Annotated in this window: 12 protein-coding genes; 5 read left to right on the top strand and 7 right to left on the bottom strand. The window is 74.2% G+C overall.

The annotated features are described in order from the left end of the window. Positions 1–22 precede the first annotated feature (22 nt). The 5 genes from AC067U_RS03860 to AC067U_RS03840 all read right to left on the bottom strand — a co-directional run bounded on the left by AC067U_RS03860 (position 23) and on the right by AC067U_RS03840 (position 4,894). Positions 23–1,594, bottom strand: a complete 1,572-nt coding sequence (locus AC067U_RS03860; protein WP_478827978.1) for an alpha/beta fold hydrolase — start codon at positions 1,592–1,594, stop codon at positions 23–25. Positions 1,595–1,606: 12 nt separating this feature from the next. Beyond that, the gene (locus AC067U_RS03855; protein ID WP_478827977.1) at positions 1,607–3,199 is read right to left on the bottom strand and encodes an alpha/beta fold hydrolase; all 1,593 of its coding nucleotides are present in this window, start codon (positions 3,197–3,199) and stop codon (positions 1,607–1,609) included. A gap of 127 nt (positions 3,200–3,326) precedes the next feature. Then, the gene (locus tag AC067U_RS03850; protein ID WP_478827976.1) at positions 3,327–3,899 is read right to left on the bottom strand and encodes a TetR/AcrR family transcriptional regulator; all 573 of its coding nucleotides are present in this window, start codon (positions 3,897–3,899) and stop codon (positions 3,327–3,329) included. Between the two features lie 7 nt (positions 3,900–3,906). Then, on the bottom strand, positions 3,907–4,503 hold the full coding sequence (locus AC067U_RS03845; protein WP_478827975.1) for a hypothetical protein: 597 nt from the start codon (positions 4,501–4,503) through the stop codon (positions 3,907–3,909). A gap of 94 nt (positions 4,504–4,597) precedes the next feature. Then, positions 4,598–4,894: a hypothetical protein gene (locus AC067U_RS03840; protein ID WP_478827974.1), complete on the bottom strand. Its 297-nt coding sequence runs from the start codon at positions 4,892–4,894 to the stop codon at positions 4,598–4,600. 440 nt (positions 4,895–5,334) lie between these two features. On the opposite strand from AC067U_RS03840, the gene AC067U_RS03835 reads away from it, so the two are divergent. The 4 genes from AC067U_RS03835 to AC067U_RS03820 are packed head-to-tail and all read left to right on the top strand — an operon-like array spanning position 5,335 to position 9,290. Next, a complete protein-coding gene (locus AC067U_RS03835) occupies positions 5,335–7,785 on the top strand; it encodes a sensor histidine kinase (protein ID WP_478827973.1) in 2,451 nt (816 codons plus the stop codon). After that, positions 7,782–8,198, top strand: coding sequence for a roadblock/LC7 domain-containing protein (locus AC067U_RS03830; protein WP_478827972.1), 417 nt, complete (start codon positions 7,782–7,784; stop codon positions 8,196–8,198). The genes AC067U_RS03835 and AC067U_RS03830 overlap by 4 nt, the downstream gene beginning before the upstream one ends. After that, complete coding sequence (locus AC067U_RS03825) at positions 8,198–8,683, top strand: DUF742 domain-containing protein (RefSeq protein WP_478827971.1); 486 nt, start codon at positions 8,198–8,200, stop codon at positions 8,681–8,683. Before AC067U_RS03830 ends, AC067U_RS03825 begins: the two co-directional genes overlap by 1 nt. Next, positions 8,670–9,290: a GTP-binding protein gene (locus tag AC067U_RS03820; RefSeq protein ID WP_478827970.1), complete on the top strand. Its 621-nt coding sequence runs from the start codon at positions 8,670–8,672 to the stop codon at positions 9,288–9,290. Before AC067U_RS03825 ends, AC067U_RS03820 begins: the two co-directional genes overlap by 14 nt. A 55-nt stretch (positions 9,291–9,345) precedes the next feature. On the opposite strand, the gene AC067U_RS03815 is transcribed toward AC067U_RS03820, so the two are convergent. Next, the gene (locus tag AC067U_RS03815; RefSeq protein WP_478827969.1) at positions 9,346–10,083 is read right to left on the bottom strand and encodes a helix-turn-helix transcriptional regulator; all 738 of its coding nucleotides are present in this window, start codon (positions 10,081–10,083) and stop codon (positions 9,346–9,348) included. After that, the gene (locus tag AC067U_RS03810) at positions 10,080–10,712 is read right to left on the bottom strand and encodes a helix-turn-helix transcriptional regulator (RefSeq protein ID WP_478827968.1); all 633 of its coding nucleotides are present in this window, start codon (positions 10,710–10,712) and stop codon (positions 10,080–10,082) included. Before AC067U_RS03810 ends, AC067U_RS03815 begins: the two co-directional genes overlap by 4 nt. A gap of 342 nt (positions 10,713–11,054) precedes the next feature. Here AC067U_RS03810 and AC067U_RS03805 point away from each other — a divergent pair, with 342 nt between their 5' ends. Next, complete coding sequence (locus AC067U_RS03805; protein ID WP_478827967.1) at positions 11,055–14,477, top strand: type 2 lanthipeptide synthetase LanM family protein; 3,423 nt, start codon at positions 11,055–11,057, stop codon at positions 14,475–14,477. Positions 14,478–14,506 lie beyond the last annotated feature (29 nt).

Here is a 14,506-nt window from a genome sequence, read left to right as displayed (position 1 = left end):
AAGGTCGGAAGGTCGGCAGGCCTCAGGGTGCGATGTCGAACTTCGGGGGCTTGAGGTCCTTGAGGCAGTCGGTGTTCGGGGACGTGGGTGAGGCGAAGAACGAGCCGGTGATCGCCTGGGCGCACTTGGACGTCGCGAACACGACGTGGGGTTCGTAGGGGACCGTGACCACGGTGGCCCGGGGCAGGGTGCGGGCCACGTACGGGCCGTTGGCCGCTGCGGTCTGGGCATCGAAGCTGCCCGACAGGGCGAGGGTGGGGATGTCGCTCTTCGTCACGTCCCTGATCGAGCGGGGCGCCGCGGGGATGTTCCAGACCTCGCAGTCCGGGCGGAGGGAGGTGAGCAGCGGAGCCTGGGCCTGTACCGAGCGGGGGAAGGACGGGAAGGCTTCCTGGCCTCCCTTGAGGGCTTCGGCCTGGGTCTCGTACGGCGTCCATTCGCCGCAGAAGACGCCGTAGACGATCGCGTGGGAAACCCGGCCGATGGCCTGGGGGCTGTACTTGCCCCCGGCCCACTGCTCCGCGATCCGCTGGGGCTTGCCGTGGGCCAGTTCGTCGAGGGCGCGGGGTACCTGGGGCGCCACGTGGGTGGCGGCGGTCATCCAGTTCACCAGGGCTCCGCCGTCCAGGACGACCTTCACCTTCTTCTGGCTGCCGGGGAGCGTGACGGTGGTGGTGACGGGCTTGGCCTCGAGGTCGCGGACGAGGCGTTCGAAGGTGGCGGACAGGTTCGGGTAGCGGCGGTTGCAGGCGGGCTGTTCCGCGCACGCCTTGAACACGCCGTCGAAGCCCTGCTTGGCGGCGGACCAGGTCACGGCCGACCCTCCCTTGGACGGCGGCAGGATGCCGTCGATGCCGACCGAGCGGATTCCCTCCGGGTGCAGGCGCATGTAGACGAGCGCCAGTTGGGTGCCGTAGGAGATGCCGAACACGTTCCACTCCTGGAGGCCCAGCGCGGTGCGCAGGTCCGCGAGATCGGCGGCGCTCTCGATGTCGTTGTAGGCGCTCAGGTCGGCCCCGCTCGCCGCCAGTTTCTCGCGGCAGGCGCGCGTCGCCTCGACGTGCAGGCGCTCGGTGGACGGCGCGTCGTAGACGAGGCCGGTCGCGCGTGCGTTGAACTCGTCGATGTTGGGGCAGGTCAGCGCCGGGTCGGCCGAGTACGTGCCCCGCTGGGACATCAGGATGACGTCCCGGTCCCGGTTCAGGCCTCCGTCGACCGCCATCTTCGCCTCCCCGACGGCGTCGTCGCCGGGGCCGCCGGCGAGCCACACGATCGGGTCGGGCTCGGGCTCGGCGGACGCCGCCGGGACGACCGCGACACCGAGAGTGATCTTCCGGCCGTTCGGCTCGGCGCGGTTCTCGGGCACGGTGAGCGTTCCGCAGCGGGCCCCTTTCAGCGCGGGGATCGGCTCCGCCGTCCTCGGGCAGGGGCCCGGCACGTAGCGGGCGTTGCCCACGGTGCGGGCGACCGTGCCGGTGGCGCCCGGGGACGTCTCCTGGGCGTGGGCGGGTGTGGTGAGCAGGCCGGTGACGAGGAGTCCGGTCGCCGCCGCGGCCGACCTCCCGCGCAACCGCCGTACGTGTGGGCGTGCCATCTGCCCTCCCGGTCACTTGGGGGTGATCGTGAACGGTTCCCACCGCAGGCCCGCCACGCAACCGGTGTCGGGCGCGGTCGGACGGGTGAGGAAGGACGCCAGCACCTTCTGGGCGCAGGGCGACTGTGGTACCACCCAGTGCCCGATGCCGGGGACCGCCACGGTGGTCGAACGGGACAGCGTACGGGCCGTCTTCCGCGCCCAGCTCGCCCCCGTCTTCATGTCGAACGTCCCGTTGAGGAACAGCGTGGGCACTGAGCTGACGGTGGGCACCCGCTGCGCGGCGGTGCGGTCGGGGACGTTCCAGACGCGGCACACCCGGTTCTCGAAGGCCAGTTGGGGCGCCTGGGCCTGGACCGGTTCCGGCCAGCCGGGGAACGCCGTGCGGCCCGCCTCCAGCACGTCGGACGGCGGGTGGTCGGGCACCCACTCGGCGCACACCACCGACTGCGTCAAACCGTGGGCGGTCTGGCCGGTCACCTGGACCGAACCGGCGGCGTGGGCCCGGGCGAAGCGCTCCGGACGTCCGCGTCCCAGTTCGTCGATCGCAGCCGGGACGTCTTTGAGCGGGATCGCCTTGGCGACCAGCAGGTTGATCAGAGCGCCGCCGTCGAGGACGACCTTCACCGGGTCCCCGCCCTGTGGTGGCCGGACGTCGAGCGTCAGGGGGTGGGCCTCGAGTTTGCGCACCTGCTCGTTCAGGGTGCGCTCGAGGTCCGGGTACCGGCTCTTGCAGGGGGGTTCCGCCGCACAGGCCTCGTAGAGGTGGTCGAGCCCCTCCCGGGCGCTTTCCCAGCCGAACGGCAGCGAGACGAACGGTGCGGGGGCGACCGAGTCGAGCGCCACCGCGCGGATCCCCTGCGGGTGCAGGCGCAGGTAGGTCAGGGCCAGGTTGCTGCCGTAGGAGTGGCCGTAGACGTTCCACTGCCTGATGCCCAGTGCCGTGCGCAGGTCGGCGAAGTCGGCGGCGTTCTCGGTGCTGTTGTAGGCGCTCAGGTCGGTCCCGTCGGCCGTCAGACGGTCCCGGCACCGCTTCGCCGCGTCGAGCACGAGCCGTTCGGTCTCCGGTGCGTAGGAGGGGAGCCCCACGGACGTGGCGTAGAAGCGGTCCAGTTCGGGGCAGGCGAGGTTGGGCTCGTCGTAGAGGTTGCCGCGCTGCGCCATGACGATCAGGTCGCGGTCCTTGTTCAGGCCGGAGGAGACCAGGAACGGGATGTCGTCGAAGGTCTCGCCGCCGGGGCCGCCCGACATGAACACCACGGGATCCCGGGCGGGCTTCGCCGAGGCGGCCGGGATGACGGCGACGGCCAGCCGGATCGTCCGGCCCCCGGGACGCGCCCGGTTCTCCGGGACCTCCAGGACACCGCACCGTGCGGTGGCCAGCGCTTCGATCGGCTCGGGCGTCTTGGGGCAGGGGCCCGGTACGAAGCGGGAACCGGTGGCCGTTCCGGGCCCCCCGCCGGTGATGCCGCCGGTACCGGTGATGCCGCCGGTACCGGTGTCCGGTACGGGTGCGGCGCCCGCCGGTGCCGGGCCGAGTGCCGTCAGGAGGGCCAGAGCGGCTCCGGCGGCCGCCGCCCCGGTTCGAAAATCGTGCTCTGCCATGTGATCCCGTTCCTCTGCCGGTCGACGGCTGCCCGGCCGGGCGACGCCGCGGCGGGGTGGGCGGAAAGCACGTAATCGACGGTACCGGGCGGTCCGGGGACGCGCACACGGACGGGCGGTGCAGGGGTCAGCGGGAGCTGTTCCAGAGACGGGACAGGAGGACGACGAGGGCGTCGGCGAGGGCGTCCTCGGACCGGCCGGGGTGGGTGAGGGCCCAGGCGTCGATTGCGTCGAGGACGCCCTGGGTGGCGGCCGTGGTCAGTTCGGGGTCCGGGTGCGGGTCGATGGCTCCGATCCGGATGCCGTCGGCGACCAGGTCGCGGATCCAGGGGCCGGGGTCCCGTTCCCGGTTCCGGCCGCCGGCCAGCAGGGCGCGGTCGTCCGGGTGTTCGCGGAGGTGGGCGAGGAGGCGGCGGGTTCCGGCGGTGACCTGGTCCCAGAGCGCGGCGGGGGTGTCCACGGCCGTCCACGGGCCGAGCGCGGCGAGGGTGCGGGCGGCGACGTCCTCGTGGACGGCGGCGAACAGGTCGTCCTTGCCGTCGAAGTAGTGGTAGGCCGAGGTCTTTGAGATGCCCGCCTCCGCGATGATCCGGTTGAAGGAGGCGGCGTCCTTGCCGTCGCGCGCGAAGTGGGTGCGGGCGACGGCGAGGATGGCGGCCTGCGCGTCGGCCGGCAGCCGGTGGTAGCGGGGCAGCGGCATGGGGTCCTCACGTGCTGTGGGCGAGCCGGGCGGTGGTCGGACGGGTGGTCAGGGCGCGGTTGACCCGGACCGTCATGACCCAGTGTGCCGCCCACGGCAAGAGGGCGAGGCCGCCGCCCGCCCATTCCGCGGCGCCGGGGAAGAGGGAAAGGATCTGCAGCGCGCACCAGCCGTGCCCGAACAGGGCCCAGCGCCGCACCGACCGGGCGGGCAGGCGCCCGTCCGCGGCCAGGGACGCGGCCACGTTGCGGACGATGAAGAAGTCCTCGGTGAAGTTGTACGGGATCGCGAACATCCACCACACCGAGGCCGGGGACGCGGCCCTGGCGCCTTCGGGTACCAGGGTCAGGGTGCGCTGCAGGGCGCTGCAGAACAGCGCCACGAGCGCGAAGAAGACGGCCGCGGTGAGCAGGGAGCCGACGGGGCCCTGGGCCGCGATCTCGCCCAGGAGGCCGTCGCCGGCTCGCGGGGCCCACAGGGGGAGGGCCAGCAGCGCGGTGACGAGCGCGGTGCCGGCCGTCTTGGTGAGGAGGGTGTACGGGAGCCGAGGGGCGCGCGAGGCGCGTCGGGCACGTCGGGTGCGGCGGGCACGATGGGTGCGCATGGAGGGAGTGTACTGATGGTACACACTGGTGGTCCATGGGTGGGGGAGGGCCTCCGGGGGCTCCATGGTGAACGGCACCCGGGAAGCAGGACGCTCAGCTCCCGGCCGCGTCCTCGCACGCCGGGCAGGCCAGGTCGGCGTACTCCGGCGGGTACCAGGCGGAACCGGGGTGAGCGGACGGGACCCACCGGGAACGGACCATGGCGAAGGTGTCCCGGCCGCAGAAGGTGCGGGGGCCCGGGAGCTCGGGGTGGTCCGGGGCGGTGGGCGCCGCGTGCACCTGGGCGACGGGCGGTTCGGGCGGCTGCTGGGGCGCCTGCCCGGCGGTGTGCCCGGGGCCGTGTCCCGCGGCCGTGGGGTCGAGCTCGTACAGCACAACAATCTCGCTCATGGGGAGACCGTAGGGTGTGGTGCCGTACGGAGACGCCGGGCGCGCGGGCGGCTCGCCCGACAGGACCCGCCCCGACGGGAGCCGCCCCGACAAGACCCGCCCCGACCGGACCCGCCCCGACCGGACCCGCCCCGACCGGACCCGCCCCGACGGGAGCCGCCCCGACGGGGCCCGCGCCGCCCGACCGGACCGGCGCACCCGACAGTCGGCGACGGGTGCGCCACTCATAGCATCTGCCGATATCGGAATCAACGTATCCGATTCAGCCGTTCGGCTGGTTATGATCAGCGCCTTCAGACTGGCTGTCCCCCGCTCCCCGCCCGCTGCCCAGCCGCACCCGAGGAACGATGTCTTCCACAGAACCCGAAGGCCCAGCAGAACCCGAAGACCCGGCAGTGCCCCTGACGACCCGGCAGCGGCGGCCACGGGGGCAGCGGAGCGTGCGGCTGCGCACCCTGCTGATCTGGCTGGCGGTCGTCCCCACCGTGGCCATGGGCGCCCAGACCCTGCTGAACGCCGACCGGCTGCTGGAGCAGTCGGCGCACCTGCGCTCCGACGTCGCGGTCAGCGAGCGGATCGGCGCGCCGCTGTACACGCTGATGGTCGATCTGCAGTCCGAGCGGACGGCGACCGCGGCCCGGTGGGCGGGGACCCCTGGTGCCGACGGTGAACTGCGGCAGCGGCGGCAGGCCACGGACCGTGCGGCGGCCGACTTCGCCCGTGCGGTGGCGGGTTCGGACGGGCCCCTCGCGGACGTGGCGCGGCGCATGCAGACGATCGGCGGTCCCCGCCAGCGCACGGACGCCCGCATCGGCACCGCGGAGAGCACGCTCGGCTACTACACCGGGGCCGTCAGCGAGATCATCCGCGTGTACCAGCAGCAGTTCAGCCACGCGCAGGACGCCGAACTCACCCAGGCCAGCCGACCCGTGGTGTCCATGCTCTCGGCCTCCGAAATGGTGGCGCGGGAGGACGCGGTCCTCGCTCTGGCCGGTCCCTCCCGGGAGCTGACCTCGGCCGGCTTCGACGAGTTCGCCAGCGCCGTCGGTGCCCAGCGTTACCTGTACGAGACGTGGGTCGTGCCCTATCTGCCCGAGGGTGACCGGGCGTTCTACGAACGCGTGACCGCCTCCCCGGACTGGCAGACGAAGGCGCGCATCGAGAACGCGATCATCTACGAGAACAAGGACACCGAAACCGGCATCAAACTGCCCGCCGAGGTGGCCGGCTGGCGTGCGGCGCACGCCAACGTCTCGGTGCAGTTGGCCACCCTCAACATCGACCGGGCGCGCGACGTCCTCGCCCGCGGCGATGCCAAGGCGGACCGGCTGCAGACCGATGTCGCCTGGCTGATCGGCCTCAACGGCGCCGGACTCCTCTTCGTGGTGGCCGTCGTCGTGTTCTCCACCCGCTCCGTCCTGCGCCGCCTGGACGGCCTGCACCGGCGTACGGTGGCCGTCGCCGAGCGGATCCTCCCCGACGTCGTGGCCCGGCTCGACAGCGGCCGTCCGGTGGACGAGTCCGCGCTGCCGACGGTCCGCGGACACCAGGACGAGGTCGGGCGGATCAACGACGCGTTCGCCCGGGTCGTCGCCGTGTCCGTGGACGGGCACCGGCAGCTCGCAGCCGAACGCCACGGCTTCGGCATGTTCGCCTCCGGCATCGCCGCACGCACCGGGAACCTGGTCAGCCGGCAGCTCGCCCTCACCGAGGACATCCAGGACGCCTTCGGACACAACGAGGCGCTGCTCGCCCAGCTGATGCGGTCCGACCAGCTGACGGTGGGCATGCGGCGCCAGATCGAGAACCTGCTCATCCTCGCGGGCGGTGAGATCCCGGACCCGCACACCGAGCCCATGAGCATCGCCGACCTGCTGCGCGAAGCCGCCTCGGAGGTGGAGGACTTCCGGCGGATCGAGCGCCAGGCGCTGGACGAGGCGAGCGTGGAACCGCAGTTCGTCAGCCAGATCAGCCACCTGCTGGCGGAGCTGCTGGACAACGCCACCCGGTTCTCCCCGCCGCGTTCGCGCGTGGTCATCCGCGCGGAACTCGTCGCGGACGGGATGTCGGTGGAGATCGAGGACCGCGGTCCGCGGGTGAGCGGAGCCAGCTACGCGGAGATGAACCGGCGCCTGCACTCCGCCCCGCCGTACGCCCTCCTCGCCGAGAACGCGCACCGGCTCGGCCTCTTCGTGGTCGGCCACCTCGCCGAACAGCTCGGCGCCACGGTCACGCTGCGGCGCTCGGTGTTCGGCGGGACGTCGGCCGTGGTGGTGCTGCCGGGCGGCCTGCTGGCCGCGGCGGGGGCCTCCGCGGCGGAGCCCGCTCCCGGGCGCCGGTCCGTTCCCGTGACGGAGGCCGAGAACGAGGTCGAGAACCAGGTCGAGAACCAGGCCGAGAACCAGGCCGCGGCCGAGGCTGCGTCCGTGCCCGTGCCTGCGTCCGTGCCCGTGCTCGTACCCGCATCAGCCCCGGAATCCGCGGTGGTGCCCGGGCCGAAGCCGGTACCGGAGGCCCAGCCGGCCCCCCTGCCCGTCCCGGCGTCCACGACCGGTCCGCAGGCGGTCGAGCCGGCGCCGCTGCCCACCGCCGCCGGGTTGCCGAGCCGGCGCAGGTCCGCCGAGCCGCCGGCCGCCCGGGACGGCGGCGACGGGCAGCCCGCGCCCGCCGGGCTCGGTCCGCGACCGGCCCTCCCCGAGCGCGGCGCACGGCCCGCCCTCCCCGAACGCGTCCCGCAGACCCACATGACGGAACGACTGCGCGGACCGAGGGCGCCGGAGACGGTCACCGCCCCGGACCCGGCCACCCCCGAAGAGGTGGCCGACGCCTGGGCAGACTACGAACACGGAACCCAGACAGTGGAAGAAGAGCTCCGACAGGATCAGGGATGACGACGACACCCAACGACATGATCTACAGCGTCCTGGACAACAACCTGAGCAGGATCGCCGGCATCCAGGGCGCCGTGCTCCTGTCCAACGACGGGATCGGGCTCAGCGCCTACCTCCTCGACCGGGACCAGGCGGAGCGCATCGCCGCGGCCTGCTCCGGCGTCGCCTCCACCATGAAGGCGATATCCAGGGAGGTCGACGGCGGCCGAGTGATCCGGCAACTGGTCGAGATGGACGACCGCTACCTCTGCATCGTGGGGTGCGGGGAGGGCAGCACGCTCATCGTGGTGACCTCCCGCAAGGCGCGCCTGGGCGAGCTGGGCGGGGAGGCCGTACGGACCGCGCAGGCGCTCGGCGAGTGGCTGGGCACCCCGGAGCGGACGCAGACCCAGCCTCCCGCGTCCACCGCCTAATGCCGGACGAGGACGTGATGGGCGGCGTCGCGGACGCCGCCCCGGCCGCGGAACCGGACGCCGCGTACGACGTGGACGCGGCGGACGACGTGGACCCGGAGGACACCGTCGAGTTCCGGCAGCCGGACGAGCCGCGCCCCCGGCGCCGCCGTCGGACGCGGCTCTACGCCCTCACCGACGGCCGTACCGCCGCGCCCTGCACCGTCCTCACCATGGACACCACGATCACGGCGGCGGTCCCCGAGGACGGGTGGAGCGGGCTGCCCTCCGAATGGCGGGCCATCCTCGCCATGTGCCCGTCCCCCGACGGGCGGGCCGTCGCCGAGATCGCGGCACGGATGCACATCCGCCTCACGCCGATGACGCTGCTGCTCGGCGAACTCGCGGACCGCGGCCTGATCCACCACCGGCCGCCCCTGGACGGGGCCGCGACCACCAATGTCCACCTGCTCATGAGAATCAGGGACAACCTTGCCCGGATATGACAGCTCCGCCTCCACCCAGGCGGCCCCCGTCAAGATCCTCGTCGCCGGCGGGTTCGGAGTCGGCAAGACCACCCTCGTCGAGACCATCTCCGAGATCGAGCCGCTGCGTACGGAGGAGAGCCTGACGGCGGCCGGAGTCGGCGTCGACGACCTCGACGGCATCGAGTCCAAGACGGTCACCACCGTCGCGATGGACTTCGGCCGGATCACCCTCACCGAGGCCGGAGTGGTGCTCTACCTGTTCGGCACGCCCGGCCAGGAGCGCTTCTGGTTCATGTGGGACGACCTGCTGAACGGCGCGCTCGGCGCGATCGTGCTGGTCGACACCCGCCGCCTGGACCGCAGTTTCGCGGCCGTCGACTTCTTCGAGAGCCGCGGCCTGCCGTTCGTGGTCGGCGCCAACTGCTTCCACGGCGAACAGCCCTACACCGCGCAGGAGATCGCCGCCGCCCTCCACCTGCGGAACCCGGACACCCCCGTCCTGATGCTGGACGCCCGCGACCGCGGTGACGTCCGCACCGTGCTGCTCGCCCTGCTGGACATGCTCATCGCCGCGGCCGACACCGGGGTCGGGCTCGGTGCCGCCGCCGGTGCACGAGTCGGATGAGCCGGACGAGCCGGATGATCCGGACGCACGGGATGATCCGGACGCGCCGGATGGGCTAGATCAGGCTGTGGCGGACCGCGCGGGCCACCGCGTGGGCTCGGTTGCGGGCCTGGAGGCGGCCCATCAGTTCGTAGATGACGTTCTTGACGGTGTGCTCGGAACAGGACAGGGTGCGGGCGATCACCGCGTTGGGGTGGCCCTCGGCCATCAGCGTGAGCACCGCCGTCTGCCGGGCCGTGAGCAGCGGGGTGTCCGGCAGCGCCGAGGCGCGCGGGACGGCCGGAGCCGGGCCGGAGCCGAGGAGGCGGACCAGCGCCGCGTACGGCATCCGGCCGTCGCCCTGGTGCGCGCAGTGCACCGCGGCGACCAGTTGCGCCGGGCTGAGGTCGTCGGTGCGCAGGATCGCCAGGACACCGGCCTCGATGGCGCGGCGCAGCCCGGCCGGGGTGACCGTGTCGCAGATGGCCAGCAGCCGGTGCCCGCGGCCGGCCGGGCAGGCCGCGAGGGCGTCCTCGACGGTGGCGGCCACCGCCACCACCACGGTGTCCGGTTCCGGTTCGGCCGCCGGGGCCAGACCGGTCCCGGGCGCGGCGAGGATCCGGGCGAGCGGTTCGGGCGGGGTCCCGCCGGGACCGCCCGCGACGACGTGGACGCGTACGCGGTCGGTGTACGAGGAGGCGGGGGCGGCGGAAGCGACGGGGGCGAGGGTGGCGGTGGGACCGGTGGCCCGTGCGGAGGACGAGGAACCGGCGGCCGGTACGGCGGCGGCCGGTTCCGTGACCGGGGCGCTCACAGCAGGCCCGTCCGGAGCGCGTAGGCCACGGCGTGGGCGCGGTTGCGCAGCCGGAACCGCTGGGTGATGTCGTGCACCACGGTGGTCACGGTGCGCGGTGAGTAGCACAGCCGCTGGGCGATCTCGCTGGTCTCGTGGCCGTCGGCGACCATCCGCAGCACCGATCGCTCGCGGTCGGTGAGCCCCGCGTCCGCCCACGGCGCGCCGGACGGATCGTCGTCCCGGCCCCCCGCCCCGGAGTGTCTCAGCAGCAGGTCCAGCAGGTCCGGGGGGAGGGTGCAGTCACCGCGGGCCGCTGCCAGCACCGCACGGGACAGCCGGGCGGGGTCCGCCTCGCGGCGGCGCAGCAGCCCGCGGGCGCCGGCCGCTATCGCGTGCAGCGCGCCGCCGGGGGCCAGTTCGGCAGCGACCAGGACCACGTCGGGGCGGTGCGCGGCCTCGCGGACGGAGCGCAGGACGTCGAGCTCGGCGTGGCCGACCTGGTCCACCGTCATGACCACGACCCGCGGTTCACCGCCGGGCGGTACCAGGGACACCTCGGGGCAGCTGAACAGAGTCGACTTGGTGCCTGCCTCCAGCACCGGGTCGAAGGCGACGACGTCGACAGGGACGGGGTTTCCGTTTCCCACCGGGTCCTCCGTGTGGTCATGGGTGAGGGGTGACGAAGAGCAGATTGGCCGCGGACAGCAGGCCGCTGCATCGGGCCCCGGCCCCCACATTTGTGAAAGGTGCGTGAGCGAGCCCCGCAGATCGCGTGTACGGCGGTCCGCTGAGCTCACGGCCCGTACGCGGCGGGGCCGCCCGGCGGTGGGGCACGCCGGGCGGGGGCGGCCCGGGAGGGGCGTGCGGGGTGCGGGAGGAGCCTGCGCTTCCGGGTGCGTACGTACACCCGGGCAGGTGGGGGAGGGCCCGCAGAATATGGGGGCGTTCCCCCCATGTGGGGGACTCCGGGCTCTGCGAGCTTTTTCCACGTGACTGATACCGCCACTGACCGAGAGATCCAGGTCGGCGCCCTCCCCCGCTGGTGGTGGGCCCGGGGCCTGACCCTGCGGGAGAGGCTCGACGCCCCGGACGCGCCCGCCGCGCCGGGTGCCGCCGTCTCCGCCGCGGGCCGGCCGGCGCCGTGGGACTGCGGGGACCCGGCCGGGTTCGCGGCCAGGCTCGCGAGCCTGGGGATCGACGAGCAGATGGCGTACGCACTCGCGGACGAGCCGCCGGCCCGGCTCGGAGCACGCGCCGCGGAGCCGCACTGGGCGGCGTACATCGAGCGGGCGGTCGGGGCGGTCGGGACGGACACGGCGGTCGCCCGGGCCTCCGGGACGCCCGGACAGGTGGCGGAGTTCCCGAGGCCGGGTGAGCCGACTGCCGCCGGAGCCGGGCTCGCCGAGGACGCCGACGGGGCCGCGCTGTTCCTCCCCGTGCTGCGCCCGCTCATCGCCCTCGCCTGGGCCGAAACCGCCGCGGCGCCCGGCGCAGCCGGTACGGCCGATGCCGAACTGGCCGCCGTACGGGCGGGGTTCGAGCAGCGGCTCGGCGAGCAACTGACCCGGCAGGCGGCCCGCACCCTGGTCCGGGAGCTCAACCTGGCCCGCGCGGCCGGGGAGCTGGCGGGATCGACCCCGCAGGAGCGGTTCGCGGCCTTCCTGGAGGGCCTGCGCAGCGCGGCGGGACTGGCCGGCCTGTTCACCCGCTACCCGGTGCTGGCCCGGATGCTCGGCCAGGCCTGCGCGTACGCCGCCGAGGCCGCCGCGGAGCTGGTCGACCGGTACACCGCCGACCGCCCCGAGATCGTCAAGGAGCTGCTCCGCGGCACCGACCCCGGACCGCTGGTCCGCGTGGACCTCGGCCGGGGCGACGCCCACCAGGGCAACCGATCCGTGGCCGTGCTGCACTTCGCCGACGGCACCGCCGTGGTCTACAAGCCGCGCCCGCTCGCGCAGCACGCCCTGCTCGACGGGGCGGTGGGCTGGCTGAACGCGAAGGTGCCCGGACTGGGCCTGCGGACCCCGCGCTCGGTGCACGGGGCCGGCTACGGCTGGCTGGAGTTCATCGAGCACCGCGGCTGCGGCACGGTCACCGAACTCGACCGCTTCTACCGCCGCCAGGGCGCCCTGCTCGCCCTGCTCTACGCGGTCGACGGGGTGGACATGCACTACGAGAACGTCATCGCCTGCCGGGACCAGCCGGTCCTCGTGGATGCCGAGACCCTGCTGCACTCCGGGCTGCCGCCCGCCATGACCGCCGGCCCCGACCCGGCCGCCGAGGCCCTGGCCGCGTCCGTGCACCGCACCTGCCTGCTGCCCAGCCTGCTCATCGGGGAGAACGGCGCCCTGGACATCTCCTCCCTCGGCGGCGGCGACGGCGGCGCCTACCCCAGCGACGAGGTCTGCTGGGAGGGCGCCGGCACCGACGAGATGCGCGTGCGCCGGGCGCCCGTCACCTGCAAGGCGGGCAAGAACCGGCCGGAAGGCCCCGAGCAGCGGGACGTCCAGGCTGTTTCGGGCACTCCGGGTGCACCGGATGTTCAGGCTGCACCGGGCGCTCCGGGCGCGTCCGGCCGGGCCACCGGTCACACCGACCACCGGGCGGCGCTCCTCGAAGGCTTCCGCGCCGGGTACGAGGCGATCTCCCTCCACCGCGACGAGCTCCTCGGCACGCGCGGCGTCACGCGCGGCGGTACCCACGGCGGTACTCGCAGCCGTGCTCGCGGCGGTACTCGCGGCGGACTGCTCGACCGCTGGGCGGAGACCGGTGCCGGCCGGCTGATCGCACGGTCCACCCGGCTCTACGCGACGCTGCTGGACGAATCCGCACACCCGGACGTGCTGGGCGACGCCCTGGCCCGGGAATCGGTGTTCGCGCTGCTGTGGTCGGAATCCGCGCACGACCCGGCCCGGCAGCGGCTGATCGAGGACGAGATCGCCGACCTGTGGCGCGGGGACGTACCCCTGTTCTTCCACCTGCCCGCCGGGACCGCCGTGCTGACCGCCCGCGGCGGCCGCCTCGACGGGGTGCTCCCCGTCGCCGGACTCCGCGCCGCCCGCGACAAGATCGCCGCGATGAGCGAGGTGGACCGGTACGACCAGGAGTGGGTGATCTCCGCGACGCTGGCCGTCACCGGCGCCAACCGCGGCTCGGACGGCCCGCGTTCGGTGCTCGCCGGGCAGTACGCCCCGGCCGTGGTGCCCGAACCGTCCCGGCTGCTGACCGCCGCCTGCGGGATCGCCGACGAGATCGCCGCCCACGCCGTACGCGGCGGCGGTCGCGCCAACTGGCTCGGCCTGGAGCAGGTGGCCGGCGAGCACTGGGCCGTACTGCCGATGGGCGGCGGACTCGCGCAGGGGTACTCCGGGGTCGCCCTGTTCCTGGCCCAGATCGGCGCCCTGGCCGGCGCCGAACGGTACACCGCCCTGGCCCGGGAGGCGGTACGTCCGCTGCCCGCGCTGCTCTCCGCCCTCGCCGCCGACCCGGAGCTGAGCGCGGCCGTCGGGCCGGGCGCCCTGCACGGCATCGGCGGGATCGTCTACGCGGTGGCCCGGCTGTCCGCCCTGCTGGACGGAGAAGGCGGGAGCGGCGGCAACGGTGAGGGCGGGAGCGGGAGCCGCGAGGCCCGTATCGGCGCCTGCCTGCCGCACGCACTGACCGCGCTCGGCCGGGCGGCGCTCACCGAAGAGGGCTCCGGCGCGGACTCCGAGGTCCCGTGCGACCTGGCCGACGGCCTGGCCGGCGCGCTCGCCGCCGCCGTCGCGGTGTCCGGAACCCCCGGCGAGACCGGGGACGGCGCCGCCGCCCTCGCGGCCCGCATCGCCGACCGGCTGCTCGCCCGGCTCGGCGGCCACACTCCGGCGCCCGGCTTCGCCCACGGCGACGCCGGCATCGGCTGGGCGCTGCTCCGGTACGCCCGCACCCTTCCCGAAGCGGGCGCCCGGCCCTACGCCGAGACCGGCGCGGCCCTGCTGCGGTCCGCACTGGAGACCACCCTGATCCGGCCCGGCGACGGCGACCACGGTTGGTACGCCGGCCTCTCCGGCACCGTACTGGCCGCGGCGGACGCCCTGCCCGGCGCCGCAGCCGAACTCGACCGCTGCGCCCGGCTGCTGGGCGAAGCCCCGGACGCACCGGACCTCGGCCTGCACAGCGGCGTCCTCGGCGGCCTGGAACCCCTCCTGGTACTCGCCGCGCAGGGCCACGACGGGGCGCGCGGCGCCCTCACCCGGCGCACCGCGCAGGTCCTGGGCCGGCTCCTCGAACACGACCACCGGTGCGGCACCCCCGACCGCGTGCCGTCCCCCGGACTGCTCACCGGCCTCTCCGGCATCGGATACGGGCTGCTCCGCCTCGGCTTCCCGGAGGCGGTCCCGTCGGTGCTGCTCCTCGGCCACCCGGCCCGCTGAACGAACCGCCCAAGGAAAGCACGGCACGA

The organism is Streptomyces sp. NPDC043853 (genome assembly GCF_056436025.1).
The sequence above is the reverse complement of the archived record's forward strand: the minus strand, read 5'-3'. Positions and strand labels throughout refer to the sequence as shown.